Source organism: Pseudonocardia kunmingensis, from assembly GCF_006716445.1.
Lineage (GTDB): Bacteria > Actinomycetota > Actinomycetes > Mycobacteriales > Pseudonocardiaceae > Pseudonocardia > Pseudonocardia kunmingensis.
On sequence record NZ_VFPA01000001.1, the window covers coordinates 1,544,538 to 1,567,810 of the forward strand.

At 74.6% G+C, this 23,273-nt stretch carries 20 protein-coding genes; 13 read left to right on the forward strand and 7 right to left on the reverse strand.

The features are described 5' to 3' along the window. Positions 1–41 precede the first annotated feature (41 nt). The 7 genes from FB558_RS07355 (at position 42) to FB558_RS07385 (ending at position 7,434) form a co-directional block, all read left to right on the forward strand. Complete coding sequence (locus FB558_RS07355; protein ID WP_142049416.1) at positions 42–1,949, forward strand: molybdopterin biosynthesis protein; 1,908 nt, start codon at positions 42–44, stop codon at positions 1,947–1,949. 17 nt (positions 1,950–1,966) lie between these two features. Beyond that, complete coding sequence (locus FB558_RS07360) at positions 1,967–2,680, forward strand: 2-phosphosulfolactate phosphatase (RefSeq protein WP_142049419.1); 714 nt, start codon at positions 1,967–1,969, stop codon at positions 2,678–2,680. Beyond that, on the forward strand, positions 2,677–3,453 hold the full coding sequence (locus FB558_RS07365) for an MBL fold metallo-hydrolase (protein WP_142049422.1): 777 nt from the start codon (positions 2,677–2,679) through the stop codon (positions 3,451–3,453). Before FB558_RS07360 ends, FB558_RS07365 begins: the two co-directional genes overlap by 4 nt. A gap of 14 nt (positions 3,454–3,467) precedes the next feature. Further along, the gene (locus tag FB558_RS07370; protein WP_142049425.1) at positions 3,468–4,112 is read left to right on the forward strand and encodes a TenA family protein; all 645 of its coding nucleotides are present in this window, start codon (positions 3,468–3,470) and stop codon (positions 4,110–4,112) included. 111 nt (positions 4,113–4,223) lie between these two features. Then, complete coding sequence (locus FB558_RS07375; protein WP_142049428.1) at positions 4,224–6,797, forward strand: carboxylate--amine ligase/circularly permuted type 2 ATP-grasp protein; 2,574 nt, start codon at positions 4,224–4,226, stop codon at positions 6,795–6,797. A 107-nt stretch (positions 6,798–6,904) separates the two neighbouring features. Further along, positions 6,905–7,174, forward strand: a complete 270-nt coding sequence (locus FB558_RS07380) for a type II toxin-antitoxin system Phd/YefM family antitoxin (protein ID WP_142049431.1) — start codon at positions 6,905–6,907, stop codon at positions 7,172–7,174. Beyond that, positions 7,171–7,434 (forward strand): type II toxin-antitoxin system RelE family toxin, encoded by a 264-nt coding sequence (locus FB558_RS07385; protein WP_142049434.1) that lies wholly within the window; start codon positions 7,171–7,173, stop codon positions 7,432–7,434. The genes FB558_RS07380 and FB558_RS07385 overlap by 4 nt, the downstream gene beginning before the upstream one ends. 50 nt (positions 7,435–7,484) lie before the next feature. On the opposite strand, the gene FB558_RS43135 is transcribed toward FB558_RS07385, so the two are convergent. The 3 genes from FB558_RS43135 to FB558_RS07395 all read right to left on the reverse strand — a co-directional run bounded on the left by FB558_RS43135 (position 7,485) and on the right by FB558_RS07395 (position 9,283). Continuing rightward, positions 7,485–7,688 (reverse strand): endonuclease domain-containing protein, encoded by a 204-nt coding sequence (locus tag FB558_RS43135; protein WP_170231217.1) that lies wholly within the window; start codon positions 7,686–7,688, stop codon positions 7,485–7,487. Beyond that, the gene (locus tag FB558_RS07390; protein ID WP_170231218.1) at positions 7,604–8,365 is read right to left on the reverse strand and encodes a hypothetical protein; all 762 of its coding nucleotides are present in this window, start codon (positions 8,363–8,365) and stop codon (positions 7,604–7,606) included. Before FB558_RS07390 ends, FB558_RS43135 begins: the two co-directional genes overlap by 85 nt. A gap of 126 nt (positions 8,366–8,491) precedes the next feature. Then, positions 8,492–9,283, reverse strand: coding sequence for an LLM class flavin-dependent oxidoreductase (locus FB558_RS07395; RefSeq protein WP_142049440.1), 792 nt, complete (start codon positions 9,281–9,283; stop codon positions 8,492–8,494). Positions 9,284–9,398: 115 nt separating this feature from the next. On the opposite strand from FB558_RS07395, the gene FB558_RS07400 reads away from it, so the two are divergent. After that, on the forward strand, positions 9,399–11,180 hold the full coding sequence (locus tag FB558_RS07400) for an N-acetylglutaminylglutamine amidotransferase (RefSeq protein ID WP_142049443.1): 1,782 nt from the start codon (positions 9,399–9,401) through the stop codon (positions 11,178–11,180). A gap of 5 nt (positions 11,181–11,185) precedes the next feature. Then, entirely contained in the window at positions 11,186–13,054 is a 1,869-nt protein-coding gene (locus tag FB558_RS07405) for a S9 family peptidase (protein ID WP_246106492.1), read from the forward strand. A gap of 79 nt (positions 13,055–13,133) precedes the next feature. Here FB558_RS07405 and FB558_RS07410 read toward each other — a convergent pair whose 3' ends face one another. Together FB558_RS07410 and FB558_RS45465 are read right to left on the reverse strand one after the other, a co-directional pair. Continuing rightward, a complete protein-coding gene (locus tag FB558_RS07410; RefSeq protein ID WP_142049449.1) occupies positions 13,134–14,663 on the reverse strand; it encodes a serine/threonine-protein kinase in 1,530 nt (509 codons plus the stop codon). A 132-nt stretch (positions 14,664–14,795) separates the two neighbouring features. Further along, complete coding sequence (locus tag FB558_RS45465) at positions 14,796–17,018, reverse strand: apiosidase-like domain-containing protein (protein ID WP_142049453.1); 2,223 nt, start codon at positions 17,016–17,018, stop codon at positions 14,796–14,798. Between the two features lie 375 nt (positions 17,019–17,393). Between FB558_RS45465 and FB558_RS07420 the strand changes: the two genes are divergently transcribed. Then, a complete protein-coding gene (locus tag FB558_RS07420) occupies positions 17,394–17,825 on the forward strand; it encodes a CBS domain-containing protein (RefSeq protein WP_142049456.1) in 432 nt (143 codons plus the stop codon). Between the two features lie 96 nt (positions 17,826–17,921). Next, positions 17,922–18,503: a hypothetical protein gene (locus tag FB558_RS07425; protein WP_142049459.1), complete on the forward strand. Its 582-nt coding sequence runs from the start codon at positions 17,922–17,924 to the stop codon at positions 18,501–18,503. Positions 18,504–18,509: 6 nt separating this feature from the next. Here the strand turns inward: FB558_RS07425 and FB558_RS07430 are convergent, their stop codons facing one another. Beyond that, positions 18,510–19,133, reverse strand: coding sequence for a mycothiol-dependent nitroreductase Rv2466c family protein (locus FB558_RS07430; protein WP_281288561.1), 624 nt, complete (start codon positions 19,131–19,133; stop codon positions 18,510–18,512). 159 nt (positions 19,134–19,292) lie between these two features. On the opposite strand from FB558_RS07430, the gene pepN reads away from it, so the two are divergent. Together pepN and FB558_RS07440 are read left to right on the forward strand one after the other, a co-directional pair. After that, positions 19,293–21,827 carry an aminopeptidase N gene (gene pepN, locus FB558_RS07435; RefSeq protein ID WP_142049465.1) on the forward strand — a complete coding sequence of 845 codons (2,535 nt, stop codon included), beginning with the start codon at positions 19,293–19,295 and terminating at the stop codon, positions 21,825–21,827. 34 nt (positions 21,828–21,861) lie between these two features. Beyond that, positions 21,862–22,857 carry a DUF2332 domain-containing protein gene (locus tag FB558_RS07440; protein ID WP_211366175.1) on the forward strand — a complete coding sequence of 332 codons (996 nt, stop codon included), beginning with the start codon at positions 21,862–21,864 and terminating at the stop codon, positions 22,855–22,857. On the opposite strand, the gene FB558_RS07445 is transcribed toward FB558_RS07440, so the two are convergent. Next, on the reverse strand, positions 22,847–23,104 hold the full coding sequence (locus FB558_RS07445; protein WP_142049468.1) for a hypothetical protein: 258 nt from the start codon (positions 23,102–23,104) through the stop codon (positions 22,847–22,849). The two genes, FB558_RS07440 and FB558_RS07445, sit on opposite strands and share 11 nt — an antisense overlap. Positions 23,105–23,273: the final 169 nt, after the last annotated feature.

The window sequence follows — 23,273 nt, forward strand, 5'->3', positions numbered from 1 at the left end:
GGCCCACTCCCTGCGCCCGCGTCCCGGCGTACCGTTCGCGGGTGGCCGCCGACTCGCCGTTCGTGTCCGACGTCCCCGCCGCCGCGGCGCTCGACGCGTGGCGTGAGGCCTGTGCCGCCACCGGCTGCCCGCCCCGGGTGGACGCCGTGCGGGTCCCGGTGGCCGAGGCCGTCGGGCGGGTCACCGCGGAGCCCGTGTGGGCGCGGCGCTCCTCCCCCGCCTTCGACGCGTCGGGGATGGACGGCATCGCGGTGCGGGCGGCCGACACCGTCGGGGCGGCCGAGACCACGCCGGTGCTGCTGCGCGACTTCGCCGTGGTCGACACCGGCGACCCGCTGCCCGAGGGCTACGACGCCGTCGTCATGCGCGAGCACGTGCACCGGGTGGGCGAGGCCGCCGAGGTCCGCGCCGCGGTGCCGCCCTACCAGCACGTGCGCTCGATCGGCGAGGACATCGCGGCCGCGGAGCTGCTGCTGCCCGCCGGGCACCGGCTGCGCCCCGTGGACGTCGCGGCGGCCGCGGCGGCCGGTGCCGTCGAGCTCTCCGTGCGGCGCGCGCCGGTGGTCGTCGTCGTGCCGACCGGCGACGAGATCCGGCCCATCGGCACCGACCCGGCCCCGGGCGAGATCCTCGACACCAACTCGCTGATGCTGGCCGCGCAGGCGCGCGAGCTGGGGTGCGAGGCGCGGGTCACGCCGATCGTCGCGGACGACCCCGCGGTGATCATGCAGACGCTGCAGGAGGCGACCGCGGAGGCCGACCTGGTGGTGCTCGTGGCCGGTTCCAGCGCGGGCCGCGACGACTACACGGCGCGCGTGGTGGCGAAGGCCGGCACCCTCGCGGTGCACGGCGTGGCCGTGCGGCCGGGGCATCCCGTCGTCCTCGGCGCCGTCGAGGCGACGCCGGTGCTCGGCGCGCCCGGCTACCCGGTGTCGGCCGCGCTGACCTTCGACATCTTCGCCGCGCCGCTGCTCGCCGCCCTGGAGGGCGCCGCGCCCCGCGAGCGGCCCACGACCACGGCGAGGTTGGCGCGCAAGCTCGCCTCGAACGTCGGCATGGACGACTGGGTGCGCGTGCGGCTGGGCCGCGTCGGCGGGGACGTCGTCGCCACGCCGCTGCCGCGCGGCGCGGGCGTGCTCACGTCGCTGGTCCGCGCGGACGGGCTGCTGGTCGTCCCGGCGGGGCTGGAGGGCCACCACGCGGGCGAGCAGGTGCGGGTGGAGCTGCTGCGGGGCCTCGGCGAGATCGGGCGCACGATCGTCGCGATCGGCTCGCACGACCTCGTGCTCGACGTCGCCGCGTCCGCCCTGCGCACCGACGACCCGCTCGTCACGCTGGCCGGCTCCAACGTCGGCTCGCTGGGCGGCCTCGTGGCGCTGCGCGACGGGCTGTGCCACCTCGCGGGCTCGCACCTGCTCGACCCGGCGACGGGCGAGTACACGCTGCCCTACGTCGACAAGATCCTCGGGGCCGAGGATGTCGCCGTGGTGCGGCTCGTGCACCGCGACCAGGGGCTGATCGTCGCTCCCGGCAACCCGCTGGGGATCTCCGGTATCGAGGACCTCGCCCGCGGGGGCGTCCGCTACGTCAACCGGCAGCGCGGGGCGGGCACGCGCGCCCTGCTCGACCACGAGCTCTCCCGCCGGGGCCTCGACCCCGCCCAGGTCGACGGGTACTCGCGCGAGGAGCACACGCACCTCGCGGTGGCCGCCGCCGTCGCCGCCGGGCGGGCCGACGCGGGCCTGGGCATCCTCGCCGCCGCACGCGCGTTCGGCCTGGACTTCGTGCCGGTCGCCCGCGAGCCCTACGACCTCGTGCTGCGCGCCTCGACCCTGGACGAGCCGCTGCTCGCGCCGCTGTGGGAGCTGCTCGCGCGCCCCGCGTTCCGGGACGAGGTGGAGGCGCTGGGCGGCTACTCGTGCGCGGAGACCGGGCGGCGGATCCGGTAACCCGCGAGTATCGGATCATGACCCATTCCGAGCACCGCCAGCGCGCGTACCCGGTCCGGCTCGAGTGGGGGCGGGAGGGGGCCGCGATGCTGGCCGCCGACTGCGCGGTGGTGGTCGTCGTCGACGTGCTGTCGTTCTCCACCGCCGTGGACGTGGCCGTGGGGCGCGGGGCCGCGGTCCTGCCGCTCCGCTGGGTGGATGAGCACCCCGCGCTGCCGCCGGACGTGCAGCTCGCCGGTCCGCGGCGGGGGCCCGGCCCCTCGCTCAGCCCGGCGTCGCTCGTGGACCTGCCCGCGGGCACCCGGCTGGCCCTGCCCTCGCCCAACGGCGCCACCCTGTGCGCGGTCGTGGCCGCCTCCGGGGCCGTGCTGCTCGCCGGCTGCCTGCGCAACGCGTCGGCGGTGGCGGCCGCCGCGCGGGGCGTCGGCGGCCCGATCGGGATCGTCCCGGCCGGGGAGCGCTGGCCCGACGACACGATGCGCGTCGCCGTCGAGGACGCGCTCGGCGCGGGCGCGGTCGCCGCCGCGCTCACCGACCGCTCCCCCGAGGCGGAGCTGGCCGTCGCGCAGTTCCGGGCGGCCCGCGAGCAGGGACTCTCCGACGTCCTCGCCGCCACCGCGTCGGGGCGTGAGCTGCACGCGGAGGGCTTCGCGGGCGACGTCGCGCTCGCCGCCGCGCACGACGCCAGCGACGTCGCGCCGACGCTGCGCGACGGGATGCTGGCGGCGTGAGCGAGGGACGGTGGATCGAGGTCGGCGACGGGGTCCTCGCCCGCCGCCACGCCGAGCTGGACCTCACCGTCGGCCTCGTGCTCGGCGCCGACCGCGCCCTCGTGGTCGACGTCCGCGGCGACGCGCGGCAGGGCCGGGAGCTGGCCGCGGCGGTGCGGGCGGTCACCACGCTGCCGCTCGTCGTCGCGATCACGCACGCCCACTTCGACCACTGCTTCGGCGCCGCCGCGTTCGCGCCCGCCCCCGTACACGCGCTGCCCCGCTGCCGGGACGTGCTGGCCGCGACCGCCGCGGCGCAGCGGGAGCGGTGGAGCGCGCACTACCGCGGGCGCGGCGACCACACCACGGCCGACGCGCTCACCGGCACCGTCCCGCCGCTGCCGGACCGGGACGCACCCGCCGTCCTCGACCTCGGCGGGCGCCGGGCCGACCTGCGCCACCTCGGGCGCGGGCACACCGACCACGACCTCGTCGTCGCCGTGCCCGACTCCGGGGTCGTGTTCGCAGGCGACCTGGTCGAACACGGCGCGCCACCCGACCTCGAGGACGCCGTCGTCGCCGAGTGGCCCGCCACCCTCGCCGCCCTGCTGGAGCTCCGTCCGCGCGTGGTCGTGCCCGGGCACGGCGACCCCGTCGGCGCCGCGTTCGTCGACCGGCAGCGCGCCGAGCTGGCCGAGGTCGCCACGCTGCACGCGGCGGTCGGCCGTGGCGAGATCACGGCCACCGAGGCGGCGCGCCGGTCCCCGTACCCGGGCGTGCCGTGGCCGTCGTGACTACCGTCCGCCCGGTGACCTTCTCAGCACAGCTGCGGGAGCTGACCGCCCCGACGTGGGACGCCGCCGTCGGGCACCGCTTCGTCGACGAGATCTGGCGCGGCGAGATCGACGGGGACGTCCTGGCGAACTACCTCGTGCAGGACAACCAGTTCGTCGACGCGTTCCTCGCGCTGATGGGCGCCGCCGTCGCCACCGCCGACCACGCGGAGGCGCGCGTCGTGCACGCCCGCCAGCTGGGGATCGTCGCCGGCCCGGAGAACGACTTCTTCGCCCGCGCCCTCGACACCCTCGACGTGCCGTTGGCCGACCGCACCCACCCCGAGCTGCGGGAACCGACGGTCGGGTTCATCGCGCTGATGGACAGCGCCCGCACCAGCGCCGACTACCCGTCGTGCCTCGCGGTGCTCCTGGTCGCCGAGTGGCTCTACCTGGACTGGGCCACCCGCGCCGACACCGAGCCGCCCGACGAGCCGCTGCAGCAGGAGTGGATCCAGCTGCACAGCGGCCCGGCCTTCACCGCGTGGGTGGACTTCCTGCGCGACGAGTTCGACCGGGTGAGCGGGGGCCTCGACACCGGCCACCGGCAGCGGGTGCAGGAGCTGTTCGTCCGCGCGGTCGACCTCGAGCTCGCGTTCTTCGACGCGGCGTACGCCTGATCGGACGGGTGTCGGCGGGCTCGGGAACGGGCAGAGGATGCACGTGCCCGCGCTTCCCGTCGTGACCCGGCCGCAGCACGGTCGTCACCTGCATCTGACAGCGTCACCGGTATGAGTGACGTCCCGCTGCTCGGCGTCGAGGAGGAGTTCCACGTCGTCGACCTGGAGTCGCGCCGGGCCGCGCCGGAGGTCGACGCGCTCCTCGCCCAGCTCGACGGCGCGGAGTTCGCGCCCGAGCTGCAGCGCTCGCTCGTGGAGACGAACACGCCGGTCTGCGGCACCCTCGACGAGCTGCGCGGCAACCTCACGCGGCTGCGCGCCCGGCTGGAGTCGGTGGCGGAACCGCTCGGGCTGGGCGTCGTCGCCGCCGGCACCGTCCCGCTGGCCGAGGCGGGCGGCGACGCCGTCTCGGCGGGCGCCCGCTACGAGAAGATGCAGCACGAGTACCAGCTGCTGGTGCGCGAGCAGCACATCTGCGGCGCGCAGGTGCACGTGGACGTGCCCGACCGCGACCTCGCCGTGCAGGTGGTGCGCCGCGTCGCGCCGTACCTGCCGATCCTGCTGGCGATCTCGGCCAGCTCCCCGTACTGGAACGGCCGCGACTCGGGATACGCGAGCTTCCGGTCGATGGTCTGGTCGCGCTGGCCGACCGCGGGCCCACCGGCCCACGTGGAGACGGCGGAGGACTACGACGCGCTGGTCGCCGACCTCATCGCGTCGGGCACGATCAGCGACCCCGGGATGGTCTACTTCGACATCCGCCCCAGCGCCCACCTGCCCACGGTGGAGCTGCGGGTCTGCGACGCCTGCCCGGACGTCGACGACGTCGTGCTGATCGCCGGGCTGTTCCGGGCGCTGGTCGGCAAGGCCCGCGAGGACACCGAGGCCGGCCTGCCGCTGCCCGACTCCCGCCACGAGCTGCTGCGCGCCGCGTCCTGGCGGGCCGCCCGCTCCGGCCTGGAGGGCGACCTCGTCGACCTCGTCGGGCCCACGCTGGTGTCGCCACCGCTGCTCATCGGCTCGCTGGTCGACCAGCTGCGCCCGCAGCTGGAGGAGCTCGGCGACTGGGAACAGGTGCTCGAGCTCTCCCAGGCCACGCTCGTGCGGGGCAGTGCTGCCGCCCGCCAGCGCCGCGCGTTCGGCCGCCGGGGCGAGCTCGCCGACGTCGTCGACGTACTGCTCGCCGGCACCCAGGGCCGTACACCCGAGGCCGAGCCGCCCGCCACGGTGCCGTGCACGCCCGGCCTGCTCGTCGGCTACCACCGCGACGGCGGGGAGCGCGCCGCGTTCGACGAGGCCGTCAGCGAGGGCGGCACCGTGCTGCCGCACTACGGCTGGCTGTTCCGCACGCTCGACCGGCTCGGCCCGCGCGGGATGGCGGCCGCGCAGTCGGCCCTGCACACCGAGCAGCGGGCGCGAGGGGTCACGTTCCGCGTCGACGACGAGAGCGAGCGCCTGTTCCCGCTCGACCTCGTGCCGCGGATCATCACCGCCGAGGACTGGGCCGGGCTCACCGCGGGCCTGGCGCAGCGGTTGCGCGCGCTGGAGGCGTTCCTGCGCGACGTGTACGGCGAGCGGCGGATCGTCGCCGACCGCGTGGTGCCCGCCGCGGTCGTCGACGGCGCGCCGGGCCGCAGCCGCTCGGGCCGGCTCGTGCCGGCCGACGCCGTGCGCGTCGCCGTGGCGGGCGTCGACCTCGTGCGCGACCGGGCCGACCACTGGTACGTGCTGGAGGACAACCTGCGCGTCCCGTCGGGCATCGGGTACTCGCTGATCAGCAGGCGCCTCATCCGCAGCGCGATGCCCGACCTCGAGGCGCCCGCGGGTGTCGTCGGCGTGGAGTCGGTGCCCGACGCGCTGCGCGCCGCCCTGATCTCGGCCACCGAGCCGGACGCGGCGGGCCACGACGACGTCGCGGTGCTGTCCGCGGGCCCGTCGGACTCGGCCTTCTTCGAGCACCGTCTGCTCGCCGGCCGGATGGGCGTACCGCTGGTGACGCCGCGCGACCTGCAGGTCGGCGAGGACGGCGTCCACCTCGTGAGCTCCGGCGCCCGTCGGCGGCTCTCCGCGCTCTACCGGCGGCTCGACGAGCGCGAACTGCTCACCGCGAAGGGCGCCGACCTGCGCCCGATCGGCCGGGCCCTGCAGAACGCGGTGGCCCGCGGCACCGTCGCGCTGCTCAACGCGCTGGGCAATGGCGTCGCCGACGACAAGCTCGTCTACGCCTACGTGCCGCAGATGATCGACTACTACCTCGGCGAGGACGTGCTGCTGGACAACGTGCCCACCTACCCGTGCGTGGACCCGGACCGGCGCGCCGAGGTGCTCGACCGCCTCGACGAGCTGGTGCTCAAGCCGGTGGACGGCTACGGCGGGCAGGGCATCGTGATCGGTCCGCAGGCGAGCCGCTCCGAGCTCGCCGAGCTGGCCGAGGCGGTGCGGGCCGACCCCGCCGCGTGGGTGGCCCAGGACGTGGTGCAGCTGTCCACCCACCCCACCTTCACCGACGGCCGCCTCGAGCCGCGGGCGGTGGACCTGCGGGCCTTCGTGTTCCAGTCCCGCGAGGGCGAGCGCACGAACGTGGAGGTGGCCCCCGCGGCCCTGAGCCGGATGGCCCCGGCCGACAGCATGATCGTCAACAGCTCGCGCGGGGGCGGGGCGAAGGACACCTGGATCCTCCGCTGAAGATCGCCGGTTCAGTGCACTGACTGCTGCGCCGACCGTCAGCGCACTCAAGCGGCGATCTCTCGCTGCTCGTCGTACATCTGTGGCTTCTCCTGTACGTTCTGTACATGGCGGACGAGGCTGTGACCATTTCCGAGGCGCGCGAGAACCTCGCTTCAGTGATCGACCGCGCCCGCACGGAACACCGGCCGGTGTTCCTCTCCCGCCGCGGGCAGCGCATCGCCGCGGTCATCGACGCCGACGATCTCGAGAAGTTGCTCGACCTCGCCGAGGACATGGCCGACATCCGTGCGGCGGAGGCGGCCAGGGCCGAGATGCGGGACACCGACGCAACGCCGATCCCGTGGGACGAGGTCAAGGCGGACCTCGGGCTGTGACCTACAGCGTCACGCTCGCACCCAGCGCCGCACGGCAACTACGCAAGTTCGATGCTCAGGCACGGCGCCGCATCCAGGCCGCGATCGAGCTGCTCGCCGACGAGCCCCGCCCTCCGGCAGCTACCCGATTGGTCGGTGGCCGCGGTGAGTGGCGGGTACGTACCGGCGACTACCGCATCGTCTATGAGATCAAGGACGGGGAGCTGCTCGTTCTGGTGCTGGCGATCGGCCACCGTCGCGACATCTACCGGTCCCGCTGAAGATCGCCGTCTCACTGCGCTGACTGCTGTGCTGACGACGCGGATCGCGCTCAACCGGCGATCATGACGCCGCGGCGGATCAGTTCGGCCCGGACCACCGCCACCAGGTGTTCCTGGTCGTGGAGCACCGTCCGGGCGTCGAAGCGCAGGATCGTCCAGCCGAGCCCCGTCAGCACCGCCTGCCGTTCCAGGTCGCGGCGCGCGCGCTCGGGGTCGAGGTGCTCGGCGCCGTCGTACTCGATCGCGAGCAGCACCTCCGGGTAGGCCAGGTCGAGCCGGTGGGAGCGGCCGAACCGACCACGCGGTGCTGCACGACGGGAACGGGGAGCCCGCCGAGGACGAGCGCGAGCCGGATGCGGGTCTCCATCGGTGACTCGGAGAGCCGGTTCGCCAGCGCGCACACCCGCGGGAGCTCCGCGCCGCCGTACACCCCGAGGTAGCGCCCGGCCAACTGCCGGACGGCGTCGATCGCAAACCGGTGCCGGTAGGCCAGCGCGTCCACCGCCACCACCTTCTCGACGAGCGTGGGCGCCCAGCGGGCGAGGTCGAACGCCGTGCGGACCGGACGGGTGATCCGGCAGCCGCGCCGCCAGGTCGTCTCGTCCGGATCCACCGTGCCCCGCCGCACCGCCAGGCCGGGGCAGCGGCCGCGTTGCCGGCCGGGGAACATCAACACCGTGGCCGGCGCCCCCAGCGGCCCGCACGAGGCGCCGAGCAGTTCGGCCGCCGACCAGCCGGCCAGCACGCCCCGCCCCTCGACGAGCAGGTACGCCGCCAGCGACCACAGCACGAGGTCGAGCTCACGCCGCGCCGCCACGTAGATATCGGGGTAGAGCCGCCGGAACCGCGGCCCGCGCAGGACCCCAGGCGTCAGCACCCCGGCGGCGACAGCGGCAGAACCCCGGAACGGACTGTTGATATCGATCGTCATGGCCTGCACTGACGACGCGGAGCGGCACCAGGTTCCGTGATCGCCGGTTCAGTGCGCTCACTGCAGTGCCGACGACGCTGAGCACACTCAACCGGCGATCATGAGCCGCGCGCGGGTCGTCGCGGGTCAGGCTCGGGCCGCGAGCGCCGCGATCAGCGGCTCCGGGTCCGGGTCGTCCAGGAGCGCCTGGAACACGACCGTGTCGGCGCCGGCCTCCGTGAACGCGGCGACGGACTCGTCGATCCGTCCGGCGAGGCCGGGTGCGGACGCGTCGAGCTCCACGAAGGCGATGTTGTCGAACGGCTCCGCGGCCCGGGCCACGCGGCCCTCGGCCGCGGTGGCGAAGATGCCCCGGACCTGGTCGGGCGTGTGTCCCGCGTCGATGATGAGCCCGTCGGCCACCTCGCCGGCCAGCCGCACGGTCTTCGGCCCCCGCCCGCCGACGAGCACCGGCGGCGGTGACACGGGCGGCCAGTCGAGCGCGACCTGCTCCAGGTGCACGAAGCGCCCGTCGACGTCGACGGTGCGGCCGTGCAGCAGGTCGCGGACGGCGCTCGTGTACTCGCGCAGCAGCGTCATCGGCGAGGCGACGCGCGCCCCGACCTGCCCCATCCAGTCGAGGACGCCGTGTCCGAAGCCCGGGAGGAACCGCCCGGGGAACAACCGGGCGACGGTGGCGACCTCCATCGCCACCAGGGCGGGGTTGCGCAACGGCACCGGCATCAGCCCGATGCCGACCTGCAGCCGTTCGGTCCAAGACAGCGCGGCCGTCGCGGCGGTGAGCCCGCCCTCGTAGAAGCAGTCCTCCCACAGCCACAGCTGGGCGACGCCGGCGTCCTCGGCGGCCCGGGCCACCTCGCGCAACCGCTCCGGCGGGGACTTCGGGGTGAGCACCACACCGACCGTCGTATCCGTCATGGGTGGATCACACCACGAGCCGCCGACAACGCGACACGAATTGGAAACACGCCCCGTCTTGCGCCGGCGGGCCACCGCGTCGTCCACTCGTGGGCACCAGGAGCGGAGGGCTGCGATGTGCGGGATCGCCGGCGAGATCCGGTTCGACGGCGCCGAGCCGGACGTCGCGGCCGTCGCGCGGATCACCGCCGAGATGCACCGGCGCGGCCCGGACGGCTCCGGGGTGCACGCGTCCGGCGCCGTCGCGCTCGGGCACCGCAGGTTGAAGATCCTCGACCTCTCGGAGCGGGGCGCCCAGCCGATGGTGGACCCGGAGCTCGGGCTCGCCGCGGTGTTCAACGGGCTGATCTACAACTACCGGGAGCTGCGGTCCGAGCTGGAGGCGGCGGGCCACCGGTTCTTCTCGACCTCCGACACCGAGGTGCTGCTCAAGGCCTTCCGGCAGTGGGGGCCCTCGTGCGTCGAGCGCTTCCTGGGCATGTTCGCGTTCGGGATCGTCGAGCGCGACACCGGCGTGCTGACGCTGGGCCGCGACCGGTTGGGCATCAAGCCGCTCTACGTCACGGAAGGGACGGGTCGGCTGCGCTTCGCGTCGTCGCTGCCCGCGCTACTCGCCGGCGGGGGCGTCGACACCGCGATCGACCCGGTGGCCCTGCACCACTACCTGACCTTCCACTCGGTGGTGCCGGCCCCGCGCACCATCCTGTCCGGCGTCCGCAAGCTGCCGCCCGCCACCGTCCGCACGATCCGTCCCGACGGCACCGCCACCGAGCGCGTGTACTGGCGGCCCGAGCACGTAAGGCGCCCCGAGCACGCGGGGATGGACGCCCGTGACTGGAGCGACGCCGTGCTCGAGGCGCTGCGCGTCGCGGTGCGCCGGCGGATGGTCGCCGACGTCCCGGTCGGCGTGCTGCTGTCCGGCGGGCTCGACTCGTCGCTGGTCGTGGCCCTGCTCGCGCGGGAAGGCCAGTCGGGGCTCAAGACGTTCAGCGTCGGCTTCCACGCCACGGCGGGCGAGGCGGGTGACGAGTTCGAGTACTCGGACCTGGTCGCGGCCGAGTTCGGCACCGACCACCAGCAGATCCTGGTGGACCCGGACCGCATGCTGCCCGCCGTCGACGCCGCGATCGGCGCGATGGCCGAGCCGATGGTCAGCCACGACTGCGTGGCGTTCCACCTGCTCGCGCAGGAGGTGTCGCGGTCGGTCACGGTCGTGCAGTCCGGCCAGGGCGCCGACGAGGTGCTGGCCGGCTACGACTGGTACCCGCCGCTGGCCGGCGTGCCGCGCGAGCGCGGGCCGGAGGCGTACGCTCGCGTGTTCACCGACCGCCCGCACGCCGAGCTGGCCGCCGTCCTGGAGCCGGAGTGGCTGCTCGACCACGACCCCAGCCGGGCGTTCGTGGCGGAGCACTTCGCCGCCCCCGGCGCCGAGGAGACGCTCGACGCCGCGCTCCGGCTGGACTCGACCGTCATGCTGGTGGACGACCCGGTCAAGCGGGTGGACAACATGACGATGGCGTGGGGCCTCGAGGCGCGGGTGCCGTTCCTCGACCACGAGCTGGTGGAGCTCGTCGCGGCGTGCCCGCCCGAGCACAAGCTGGCCCACGGCGGCAAGGGCGTGTTGAAGGACGCGGCGCGCGGAGTGGTACCGGACGCGGTCATCGACAGGCCCAAGGGGTACTTTCCGGTTCCGGCGATCCGGCACCTCGAAGGGCCGTTCCTGGACCGGGTGCGGGACGCCGTCACCGATCCGGTCGCGAAGGCACGGGGGCTGGTGCGCCGGGACTGGTTGGACACGATGCTGGCCGACCCCAACACGACGCGGACGAACCTGGGTTCCAACGCGTTGTGGCAGGTGGCGTTGTTGGAGATGTGGCTGCAGGAGAGGGGGCTGTGAGGGAGATGGAGCACGTGGAGGTGTCGGGGTTCACCGAGCGGCGGCTCGCGCGTCTCGGCGGTGGCACGGACGCGCCCGTGCTGTTCCCTCCGCAGTACTCCCATCCGGCGCCCTCGCCGGACGGGGCGCTGCTCGCCTGGATCTCCGACCGCGACGGGCGCCCGCGCGCCTACGTGGCCCCGCTGCCGCCCGGGGGGAAGCCGGTCGAGGAGCCGGAGCTGGCGCTCCCCGTCGACGGTGACGTCGAGACGCTGAGCTGGTCGCCCGACGGGCTGTGGATCGCCTGCCAGACCGCGCGGTACGGCGGCGAACGCACCCGGGTCCAGCTCGTCGCGCCCGAGAGCGGCGAGGTCCGCGAGCCGGCGCCCGGTGCGGCCGCCGCCACCCTCGGGGTCTGGTCCCCGACCGGGCGGCAGCTGGGCGTCACCGTCTTCGCCGAGGGCTCCGGCGACGGGCAGGCCTGCCTCGTCGACCTGCGCGACGGCACCTCCACCGTGCTCGCGTCCGGCCCGTCGGCGCGGGTCTGCGCGGTGAGCGGCGACGGCCGGCGCGCCGTCGTGCGGTTGGGCCGCCGCGGCGCCCGCCGGCTCGAGCTGGTGGACCTGCGCTCCGGGCGGCGCACCGAGTTGCTGCCCGGCGGGGCGAACGTCGCCGACGCGCGGTTCGGCGTCACCGGCCGCCAGCTCTACGTGCACACCGACGCCGGACGGGAGCGCCCCGCGCTGCTCGCGGTGACGCTGCGCGGCAGCAGCGGCGTGTCCAGCGTCTACACGATCGCGCAGCGCCCCGACGACGACCTCGACCTGGTGGCCCTCGACCCCGCGGGCGTGCGCGCCGCGCTCGCCTGGAACGTCGACGGGCGCAGCGAGCTGGAGCTGCTCGACCTGCGTTCGGGCCTGCTGGAGCCGGTGGTCCCGGTGCCCGGCGACGTGGTCACCGGGGCCGCGTTCAGCCGTGACGGCACGGCGCTGCTCGTGGCGAACGAGGGCCCGACGGTCCCACCGCGGATCTCGCGCGTGGGGCTGGACTCGCACGACCCGGCCACACCGCTGCTGCGCGCCTCCCGGCAGTTCGGCACCTCGCTCGTCGAGCCCACGCTGCAGAACTTCCGCGGCGAGGACGGCCTGCGGCTGTCCGGGTGGCTGTTCCGGCCCGGCGGCGTGCTGGGCCCGCTGCCCACCCTGATCTGGCTGCACGGCGGCCCGGAGGGCCAGGAGCGCCCGACGTACCAGCCGCTGTTCCAGGCGCTGCTCGCCGAGGGTGTGGCGGTCTTCGCGCCGAACGTGCGCGGTTCGGGCGGCTACGGTCGCAGCTTCACCACCGCCGACGACGGGGAGCGCCGCTTCGCCGCGATCAGCGACGTCCGCGCGGCCGTCGACTTCCTGGTCGGGGCGGGCCTGGCCGACGCCGCGCGCGTCGGGGTGTCGGGCCGGTCCTACGGCGGCTACCTCACCCTCGCCGCGCTGGCCTGGTACCCCGACCGGTTCGCCGTGGGCGTCGACGTGTGCGGGATCTCCGACTTCGCCTCGTTCTACGCCCGCACCGAGCCGTGGATCGCCACCGCGGCCACCACCAAGTACGGCGATCCCGACGACGACGCGGCCCTGCTGCACGAGCTCTCCCCGTTGCAGCACGTGGACCACATCGCCGCGCCGCTGCTCGTGGTGCACGGCGCCCACGACACGAACGTGCCGCTCGGCCAGGCGCAGCAGGTCGTGGACGCGCTGCGCGAGCGCGGCGCCAGCCCCGGCTTCCTGCTGTTCGACGACGAGGGCCACGAGGTGCGCGGCACCGACAACCGAGTGATCTTCGTGCGCGAGGTGGTGAGCTGGGTGAAGGCCCACCTACACGAGGTCGGCGAACGCACCGCCTGAGCCGCCACCCTCGGCGCACCTTGGAGCCGTACTGCTGTTTTCCGCTCCTCAGAACAGCAGGAGGGCTCCAAGGTGCGGGTCAGCCCTGGCTGAAGCTCTCGATGATCGGCTGGCCGTTCTCGCCCGTGCCCACCACGAAGCGGTACGGCTCGGTGGTCGTGGCGCCGTCGCGGGGGTCGAACACGACCGTGGCCTCCACGGTGTTCTCCCCCGTCTGGCGGACGTTCTGCACGCTCACCGAGTCCATGCCGCCGTAGAAGCCGTTGAAGGAGTCCCGGCTGCCCGACTGGCCCTGCGCCTGGGCGCCGAGCATCTGCCAGGCCGCGTCGGTGTTGCCGGGCAGCAGCCCGTAGTAGGTCTGCACGACGGCGGCGGCGTCGCCGGCCGCCGCGGCGGGTGGCGCGCTCGTGGCGGGCGGCGCAGTGGTGGTGGTCGGCGCCGGTGTGGGCGTCGGGGTGGGGGACGGGGTGGTCGTCGGGGCGGCCGCGGCGGACTCCGTCGGCGCAGGCGCGCTCGTCGCGGGCAGGGCGGCCGGCGTACCGCCCGGGTCGCCGCTGCTCGTCAGGAGCGCCACGGTCACTCCGACACCCGCGGCGAGCACCGCCAGCACACCGATCAGGACCGGCAGTCGGCGGTTGCGGCGCCGCTGCGGCTCGGGCCGCCGCATGTCGGACACGGTGGGCGGACCTGCGGGCGCGGGTGGCACGGCCGCGACGGCGGTGCTCGCCGCCGCCGTGGGCGCGAGCGGCGCGAGGCCGGTGTCACGGCCCGCGGCAGCCGCGGCCAGTGCGTCGCGGGCCTGCGCGGCCGACGGACGGTCCTCCGGGTCCCTGCTGAGCAGCCGCATGATCACGTCCACGACCGGGCCGGTCTCGCGCGGCGGGCGCACGTTCTCGGTGGCGACTTTGTGCAGCAGCGCGTAGGCGTTGTCGTCGAGCCCGAACGGCGGGGTGCCCTCGACCGCGGCGTACAGGGTGGCGCCGAGCGCGAACACGTCCGACGCAGCGGTCGGGTCGAGCCCGCGCGCCACCTCGGGCGAGATGAACGCGGGCGTGCCGGCGATCAGGCCGGTGCGGGTGAGCTGCACGTCGTCGACGGCACGGGAGACCCCGAAGTCGGTGAGCTTGACGCGGCCGTCCTCGGCGATCAGCACGTTGCCCGGCTTGACGTCGCGGTGCACCACGCCCGCGACGTGCGCGGCCGCCAGCCCGTCGGCGACCTGGCGGCCGATGTCGGCGACCTGGGACAGCGGCAACGGTCCCTTCGCCCCGAGCACCTGGGCCAGCGACTGCGACGGGAGGTACTCCATCACCAGCCACGGCCGGTCCTCGTGCACCACCACGTCGAACATGCTGATCACGTGCGCGTGCTGCAGCCGGGCCCCGATCCGGCCCTCGCGCAGGATGCGCTGGCGCGACTCCTCCAGCGCGTCGTTGCCCGCCGCGGTGGGTGGGGCGGCCGCGATGAGCAGCTCCTTGACCGCCACCGTGCGGTTCAGCAGCTCGTCGGTGGCCCGCCAGACGGCGCCCATCGCGCCCGCACCGATCCGCTCGTCGAGCCGGTAGCGGGCGCCGACGCGGACGGGGGTGTGATCGGATGCGGGGCTCATCGCCCGCAAGGGTAGCCAGGGGCACCGAGAGCGTGCCGAACGGCCGGGGTCAGGCGACGCACCTGCACGAACGGCCCGTTCGCCCGAACCTATCGGACGAACTCGCTGCCGCGCGAGGGTGGCGCAGGGTGATCACCAGCTCCAGCGCGGGAGGCCGAGCCGGCTCGCGCAGGCGGGCCACGAGCCGTAGCCGCCGCGGTCGTCGCGGACCCGGGTGGCCACGAGGATCTGCTCCTCCCGGGTGGCCAGGTGCGCCTGCGGCGCGAACTCGGTGCCGCCGTAGTCCTTCCACGTGGCGTCGCTGAACTGCAGGCCGCCGTAGTAGCCGTTGCCGGTGTCGATCCCCCAGTCCCCCGAGGACTCGCACGCGGCGAGCCGCTCCCACACCGCGGCGTCCGCTGCGGCCGGTGCCGGCGCTTCCTGCTCGGCCGGGGCGCGCTCCGATTCCCCGCCGTCACTCCCCCCGCCCTCGGCGCCGCCCTCCCCGGCGCCGCCCTCCTCAGCGCCGCCCTCCTCAGCGCTGCCCTCCTCACCGCCGCCCTTGCGATCATCCGCGTCACCGGCGCTCTCGTCGCCGGTCTCGTCAGCGCTCCCGCCGCCGCGCTCGTCCGCACCGCGGCTGTCGTCACTGCGGCCGTCCTCGCCGGCGTCTTCGCGCGCGTCGCGTCCTCCGGCGCGATCCCCGCCATCGTCGTCCCCGCCTCCGTCCCCGCCTCCGTCCTCGTCGCCCCGGTCGCGGTCCTCATCCGTTCCGCCCCGCTCTCCCCCTTCCTCCCCGCCGTCGCCGGGGCCGAAGCCCGCGTCGGGATCGTCGAGGTCGCGGCCGGAGGCGCCCGTCCGGTCGGAGGCGGGCGCGTCGCGGCCCGGGAGGCGCCCGGCGCCGGGCGCGCCGAAGCCGGCGGCCGCGTCGTCGACGACGAGGACCCAGTCGGCCTCGTCGCCCTCGCCGGCGGGCGGGGTGAAGGTGGCCGGGCCGCTGTTCTCGACGGGGTCGAGGCGGACGGCGTCGCCGGTGCGGGGGTCGAACCACCACGGCTGCAGGGTCGTGCCGGACAGCACGCCCGGGTCGAGCGCCACCTCCCGGCCCGCTGCCGTGTAGGCCATGAGGGTGGAGCCGTCGGCCGCGACCGCCGCCTGGATCCGCCCGGCGCCCTCCCCCGGGTCGGCGACGACCGCGGCCGGCTCCACCCGCGGCCGCGACTCCGCCAGCGCCCGCACGTTCTGCATCTGCTCCGCCCCGGGCGACCGCAGCGCCTCGGGCCAGGTGCCGCGGGCGTGCAGCTCAGGGGACCGGCCGCCGGCGAGGAACTGCCAGACCGCGTGGTGGCCGTAGGTGTGTCCGGCCGCGCCGCCGAGCACCGACCAGTAGGCGTCGCGCCGCACGTCCTGCGCGGTCGAGTACCCGTCGGCGGGGCGCCAGCAGTAGGGGTGGTCCTCGTAGATCGGCTCGCCGTCCACGAACGGCAGGCCCGCGGCGTAGGTCTGCGCGACGAGCTCGGCGCGGACGTCGTAGCGCAGGCAGTGCCCGCCCTGCAGCATGTGGAAGCCGATCCGCTCGTCGCCGTCGAACCAGGTGACCGAGGTCTGGTCCCCGCGGGGGTGGTAGGTCGCGGGCTGGGTGCCGCCGCCCTCCCGGATCCCGTCGGCGAGCGCCTGCCAGACGCCTTCGACGCCGTCGGCGGGCGCGTCCCCGCCCAGCACCCAGACCACGTTCCCGGCACCGCCGTAGCGGTGGCCGAGGAACTCGCCGTACGCGCCCGCGTTCTCCTCGGTGAGCAGCTCGCCGACCTGCCCGTCCGCCCACACGGGCAGCACCGCCAGCACGAGGCCGCGCTCGGCGGCCTGCGCGACCACGAAGTCGACGTGGTCCCAGTAGTCGTACTGCTCCTCGCCCTCGTCGCCAGGGGTGACGGCGAGGTCGTCGAGGCCGGTGCCGTGCGGCGAGTCGCCGTACTGGTTCGGGCCGGGCCCGCCCGCCTGCGGGAACACGGCCGCCGCCTGCACGACCGTGAACCCCTGCGCCGCGCGCGCGTCGAGGTACTCCTCGGTCTCGGCACGGGTGAGGTTGACGAAGAGGCTCCAGGCGGTGTCGCCCAGCCAGAAGAACGGCTCGCCGCCGCGGGTGAAGGTGCGCCCGTCGACGGCGAGGGCGCCGGGGGTGCAGGCCTCGTGCCCCGCCCCGACGACGCTGCCGCTCACCGCCGCTGAGTCGTCCGAGCCCGCGCACTCCCACGTCGCGGCCGGACGCGCCGACTCGGGTCCCCGGAGCACCGTGGTGAGCGCAGCCACGGCCACCACGACGACCACCACGACGACCGCAGGCAGCGCGACCCCGGATCGGCTCGGACGACGCACGGACCACCTCGGCTCCCACCGGATCGGGTGGGCTCGGACGGGTGTGGCGGCACCGGTCCGCGCCGCCCCTCGGGCAGGCGCACGCTAGGCAGGCACGCGGCGCGCGCGGGCCGGAACGAGCCGGACGAAGCGCCCGTCCGGGCCCGGTCTCCGCGATCCGGGCACCCTCGTCAGCAGGTCAGCGGTCCGGCGACGGGATCGTCGCGATCACCCGCGACCGTTCACGATCGTGATCGGTGACCGTTCGGCGCACCGACCCCGACATCGCGGACGGATGGTGCGACTTTCCGGGTGACGCGCACCGCTGCGAGCCCGCACGACGCCGCCGGGAGGAGGACCATGGAACCGTTCGCAGCCGGATGTGAAGGGGGAACGATGAAGATCGCCGACATCCTCGACACCAAGGGACGCGACGTCCATTCCGTGCTGCCGTGGCTCACGGTGGCGGAGGTGGTCGACCGCCTCGGCCGGCTCGGCATCGGGGCGGTTCTCGTCAGCGAGTCGAACTCCATCCAGGGGATCGTCTCCGAACGCGACATCGTCCGCGCGCTGCGCAAGCACGGCGCCGCCCTGCTCACCATGCCGGTGAGCGAGGTGATGACCCGCTACGTCGAGACCTGCGACCCGGACGAGACCGTCGCGCACGCGATGGCCCGGATGACCGCGGGCCGCTACCGGCACCTTCCGGTGGTCGTCGACGGGCGGGTCGTGGGCATGGTCAGCATCGGGGACCTCGTGAAGCACCGGGTCCGGGAGATGGAGATCGAGACGGGCGTGCTGCGCGACGCGGTGATCGCGCGCTACTGACGCCACCGCGTTGGTAGGCACCTCTTCGTCAACCGCGCCGAGATGATGGGGTGGTCGCATTCGGCCGCCGAGGCTCGTCGTCCCGTCCTCTGGGGGATGAACGACGCGGGGTTCGACGTCGCGGGCGAGACGACCGGCGCGGGTCGGGTCGCCTGGTTCCAGGTCGGGACCGGCGAGGGCGAGCTGTCGGGTGTGGCGTTCCCGTTCCATCCGCTGCTGACGTGCGCGGTCGACTCCGTCGCCCGGGTGGGCCGACTGGGCCTGGAGGGTGTGCAGTTCCTCGTACCCGTGCAGCACGCCGGCGCGCCGGCGTTCCGCTCCGCGGTGCCGAACTGGTTCACCCCCTGCGATCCGGCCTCCCGCACGCGCCTGCGGGTGACCCTGGACAGCGGCGAGGACGCGGTCCTGCCGCGGGTGGCGGCGCAGCTGTCGGAGCTCGTCATGCTGATGGCGCCGGAACGGTTCGCGGTCGAGCCGGGCACCCGGCAGGAGCACATGCAGCTCCTGCCGGAGGTCACCGAGTTCTGGATGGGCGAGGGCCGGCACCCGGTCACGTTCGACACCGTGGCCCCGGACTGGACCCTCGACTCCATCGCCTACACCGCGGACCTGTTCGCCGAGGCGTGCCGGCGCATCGAGATCCGCACGTCGGTCCAGATCAACATCGGCCGCGCGTAGGCCGGCTCAGTCGAACGCCGGGTCCTCGGTGCGGGTGCGCTTCAGCTCGAAGAAGTGCGGGTAGTCGGCGAGCAGCCGGGCGCCGTCGAACACCTTCCCGGCGTCCTCGCCGCGCGGGATGCGGGAGAGGACCGGCCCGAAGAACGCGGTGCCGTCGACGTGGATGGTCGGGGTGCCGACGTCCAGGCCCACCGGGTCCATGCCGCGGTGGTGGCTCGCGCGCAGCTCCTCGTCGTGGTCGGTGCTGGTGGCGGCGTCGGCGAGGCTCGCCGGCAGGCCGAGCTCGGCGAGCGACTCCTTGATCACCACGTCGAAGTCCTTGTTGCCCCCGTCGTGGATGCGGGTGCCGAAGGCGGTGTAGAGCGGCTCGAGGATCTCCTGGCCGTGGTTGCGGGCGGCGGCGATGGCGACGCGCACCGGGCCCCATGCGCGGTCCATCATCTCGCGGTACTCCGCGGGCAGATCGCGGCCCTCGTTCAGCACGGCGAGGCTCATGACGTTCCAGTGGATCTCGACGTCCCGGACCTCGCGCACCTCCAGCATCCAGCGCGAGGTGATCCAGGCCCACGGGCAGAGCGGGTCGAACCAGAAGTCGACGCGGGCGGTCTCCGTGGACACGGCACTCGACACGGCAAGCTCCTCGGGTTGCGGCGGGCGGTTCGACGGCACCAACCAGAAGGGTGGGTCCGGCATTCCGCGACGGCGCGATCTCACCGGCGCCCCGCACGCGCTCGTGGTTGGATCGGCAGCCAGTCCGAGCGTCCACCGATACAGGAGTGCCGAGTCCGCATGGCCCCGCCCAACCTGACCCGCACCGACGCCGAGCGCCGGGCCGCGCAGCTCGAGGTCGCCGACTACGTGGTCGAGCTCGACCTCACCGACGGCTCCGGCGAGCCCGGTGCGGCGACGTTCGCGACCACCACGACCGTCCGGTTCCGCGCCGAGCCCGGCACCGACAGCTGGATCGACTTCGTGGGTGCCGAGGTCGCCTCGGCCACGCTCAACGGCGAGCCGCTCGACGTCTCCGGCTACCGCGAGGAGGACGGCATCGCGCTGCCCGGGCTCGCCGCGGAGAACGAGCTGCGCGTCGAGGCCACCGGCCGGTACATGAACACCGGGGAGGGCCTGCACCGCTTCGTCGACCCCGTGGACGGCGCGGTCTACCTGTACTCGCAGTTCGAGACGGCCGACGCGAAGCGCATGTTCGCCTGCTTCGACCAGCCCGACCTCAAGGCGCGCTACACGCTCACGGTCACCGCGCCGCAGGACTGGAAGGTCGTCTCCAACGCCGCCGCCGAGAGCGTCGAGGGCGGGGTGCACCGCTTCGCCACCACCGAGATCATGTCGACCTACCTGGTGGCCCTGATCGCCGGGCCGTACGCGGAGTGGCGCGACGAGCACGACGGCATCCCCTTGGGGATCTACTGCCGGGCCTCGCTCGCCGAGCACATGGACGCCGAGCGGCTCTTCACCGAGACCAAGCAGGGGTTCGACTTCTACCACCGCAACTTCGGCGTGCGGTACCCGTTCGGCAAGTACGACCAGCTGTTCGTGCCGGAGTTCAACGCGGGCGCGATGGAGAACGCCGGCGCGGTGACGTTCCTGGAGGACTACGTCTTCCGCTCCCGCGTCACCCGCTTCCTCTACGAGCGGCGCGCCGAGACCGTGCTGCACGAGATGGCGCACATGTGGTTCGGCGACCTCGTCACGATGCGGTGGTGGGACGACCTGTGGCTGAACGAGTCGTTCGCCACGTTCGCGTCGGTGCTCTGCCAGGCCGAGGCCACCGAGTACCGCAACGCGTGGACGACGTTCGCCAACGTCGAGAAGTCGTGGGCGTACCGGCAGGACCAGCTGCCCTCCACGCACCCGGTGGCCGCCGACATCCCCGACCTCCAGGCGGTGGAGGTCAACTTCGACGGCATCACCTACGCCAAGGGCGCGTCGGTGCTCAAGCAGCTGGTTGCCTACGTCGGGCTGGAGCCCTTCCTCGCCGGGCTGCGCAGCTACTTCACCGCGCACGCCTGGGGCAACGCCACCTTCGACGACCTGCTCGGCGCGCTCGAGGAGGCGTCGGGCCGCGACCTGTCCGGCTGGGGCGCGCAGTGGCTGCGCACCACCGGGCTCAACCTGCTGCGCCCGTCGTTCGAGGTCGACGCCGAGGGCCGGTTCACCCGGTTCGCCGTGGTGCAGGGCGGGGCCCGTCCCGGCGCCGGTGAGCTGCGCACGCACCGCCTCGCGGTGGGCGTCTACGACGACCGGGACGGCAAGCTGGTCCGCACGCACCGCGTCGAGGTGGACGTCAACGGCGAGCGCACCGACGTGCCGGAGCTGGTGGGGGTGCCGCGCGGGCAGCTGGTGCTGGTCAACGACGACGACCTCACCTACTGCGCGCTGCGGCTGGACCCGGGTTCGCTGGCCACGCTCGTCGACCGCATCGGCGACATCGCCGATCCGCTGCCGCGCACGCTGTGCTGGTCGGCGGCGTGGGAGATGACCCGCGAGGCCGAGCTGAAGGCCCGCGACTTCGCCACGCTCGTCGCGGGCGGGTTCGGCGCCGAGACCGAGATCGGCGTGGTGCAGCGGCTGCTGCTGCAGGCGCAGACCGCGATCACCTCCTACGCCGACGAGACGTGGGCGGCCGAACGCGGCTGGCCGATGCTCGTCGACTCCCTGCTCCTGCGTCTCGACTCCGCGGCCGCGGGCTCTGACGCGCAGCTGGCCACCGTCAACGCCCTGACCTCCAGCGTGCTCTACACGCCGGTGCTCGAGGGCATGCGCGAGTGGCTGCACGGCGAGAACGTGCCTGCGGGCCTCACCATCGACACCGACCTGCGCTGGCGGCTGCTGCACGCCCTCGCGGCGCACGGCTTCGCCGGCGAGGCCGAGATCGAGGAGGAGCTGCGGCGCGACCCGACGTCCACCGGCCAGCGCCAGGCCGAGCGGGCGCGCGCCCTGGTCCCCACCGCGGAGGCGAAGGAGCGGGCCTGGAAGCGCGCGGTCCACGACGACGAGGTCCCGAACGCGGTGCAGGAGGCCATCATCAGCGGCTTCTCCCACCCGGGGCAGCGCGGCATGCTCGGCGGGTACGTGGAGCGGTACTTCGCCGAGGTGGCCGAGGTCTGGGAGCGGCGCACGAGCGAGCGGGCCCAGCAGGTGGTGGTCGGGCTGTTCCCGTCGTGGGCGGTGGACAAGTCCACGGTGGAGGCCGCCGACGCGTGGCTCGCCGACGAGTCGCACCCGCCTGCGCTGCGGCGGCTGGTGTCCGAGGGCCGGGCCGGGATCGTCCGGGCACTGGGTGCGCGCGAGTTCGACCGCTCGTAGCGCGTAGGGGGAGGCCAGGATCGTCGACGAGGACGTGCTGACCGGCACCGGTCAGCGGTACCGGCGCTTCGCCGACGTGGAGGCACGCGGCCGCTCACCGCTCTACGAGCGGTGGGCGCGCGCGATCGCGGGCGATCCGGGCGTGCTGGCCTTCCTCGCCACCCTGCCCGAGCCCAAGCGGCAGCCGAACCTGCTGTTCGCGGCGGTGCGCCACCTCGTCGGGCTCCCCGGCAGCTACGCCGGGCTGCGTGCGGCCGTGCTCGAGCGCCCGGCCGAGCTCACCGACGTCGTGCTCTCGCGGCGCACCCAGACCAACGAGCCCGCCCGGTGCGCCACCCTGCTCCCCGCCCTCGCCGCGCTACCGCAGCCGTTGGCCCTGCTCGAGGTCGGCGCCAGCGCCGGGCTCACCCTGCTGCCGGACCGCTACCGCTACGACTACGACGGGCACACCCTGACCAACGGCGATCCGGGCGCCCCCGTCCTGCGCTGCCGGCCGGTGGGCCCGGTTCCGGTGCCCGCCGAGCTCCCCCGCGTCGTCTGGCGCGCGGGCCTCGACCTCAACCCGCTCGACGTCACCGACCCGGACGACCTCGCGTGGTTGGGCTGCCTGGTATGGCCCGGCGAGCACGGCCGGCAGGAACGTCTGGCTGCGGCCGCGGCGGTCGCGCGGCGCGACCCGCCGCGCATAGTGCGGGGCGACCTCGTCGACGACCTCCCGGCGCTCGCAGCACAGGCGCCCTCGGACGCCACGCTGGTCGTCTTCCACTCCGCCGTGCTGCACTACGTCGACCCGGACCGGCGACGGGAGTTCGCCGACGCGGTCGGGCACCTGGGCGCGGTCTGGCTGTCCAACGAGGCCCCGGGCGTGCTCACCGACCTGCGCGACGCACCGGCGCCGCGCGCGGGCACCGACGCGTTCCTCCTCGTCCGCGACGGACGCACCCCGCTCGCGTTCACCGACGGGCACGGCACCTGGGTCGAATGGGTCGCCGACCGGCCGGGCCGGCCGGAACCCGGGGTCAGGAACTAGCGGTGATCTTGCGCCAGAGCTGCCGGAAGAACCCGTTCTCGGGCCGGAACTCCGCGCAGCCCAGGCGGCCGCAGGTGCCGCAGTCGCTGCCGGGCCGGTAGTGCTCGTGCGCGGCCTGGCCGTGCCCGCAGGTGCACGGGTCGACGACGGTGCGCTGGACGGGCGGCGGCGGGACGTCCGCCGGAACCGGCGGTGACGAGGTGCGCTGCGTCGGGAGGGAGGTGTCCAGATCGGAGAGGGAGGGCATGCCCGTGGGTGGCGTGAGGACCGAGGAGCCTGCGCTGTGTGCGCGGCCGCGTCGCTGCCCTGCGCCGGCCGAGTGCCCCGATGCCGCATCACCCATGTGGGTCCCTGCCCTTCATCAGTCCGTGCCCTGGAGGGGGCGTGCACGCACAGTATGCGACCGGAGCCATGAA

Excerpts from the sequence above, each read along its gene's own strand:
- FB558_RS07405 (WP_246106492.1), top strand. The coding sequence starts at position 11,186 with ATGGAGCACGTGGAGGTGTCGGGGTTCACCGAGCGGCGGCTCGCGCGT.
- FB558_RS07445 (WP_142049468.1), bottom strand. The coding sequence starts at position 23,104 with ATGCCCTCCCTCTCCGATCTGGACACCTCCCTCCCGACGCAGCGCACC.
- FB558_RS07420 (WP_142049456.1), top strand. The coding sequence starts at position 17,394 with ATGAAGATCGCCGACATCCTCGACACCAAGGGACGCGACGTCCATTCC.
- FB558_RS07410 (WP_142049449.1), bottom strand. The coding sequence starts at position 14,663 with ATGAGCCCCGCATCCGATCACACCCCCGTCCGCGTCGGCGCCCGCTAC.
- FB558_RS07390 (WP_170231218.1), bottom strand. The coding sequence starts at position 8,365 with ATGACGATCGATATCAACAGTCCGTTCCGGGGTTCTGCCGCTGTCGCC.
- FB558_RS07400 (WP_142049443.1), top strand. The coding sequence starts at position 9,399 with ATGTGCGGGATCGCCGGCGAGATCCGGTTCGACGGCGCCGAGCCGGAC.
- FB558_RS07360 (WP_142049419.1), top strand. The coding sequence starts at position 1,967 with ATGACCCATTCCGAGCACCGCCAGCGCGCGTACCCGGTCCGGCTCGAG.
- FB558_RS07425 (WP_142049459.1), top strand. The coding sequence starts at position 17,922 with ATGAACGACGCGGGGTTCGACGTCGCGGGCGAGACGACCGGCGCGGGT.
- FB558_RS07375 (WP_142049428.1), top strand. The coding sequence starts at position 4,224 with ATGAGTGACGTCCCGCTGCTCGGCGTCGAGGAGGAGTTCCACGTCGTC.
- FB558_RS07395 (WP_142049440.1), bottom strand. The coding sequence starts at position 9,283 with ATGACGGATACGACGGTCGGTGTGGTGCTCACCCCGAAGTCCCCGCCG.
- pepN (WP_142049465.1), top strand. The coding sequence starts at position 19,293 with ATGGCCCCGCCCAACCTGACCCGCACCGACGCCGAGCGCCGGGCCGCG.
- FB558_RS07380 (WP_142049431.1), top strand. The coding sequence starts at position 6,905 with ATGGCGGACGAGGCTGTGACCATTTCCGAGGCGCGCGAGAACCTCGCT.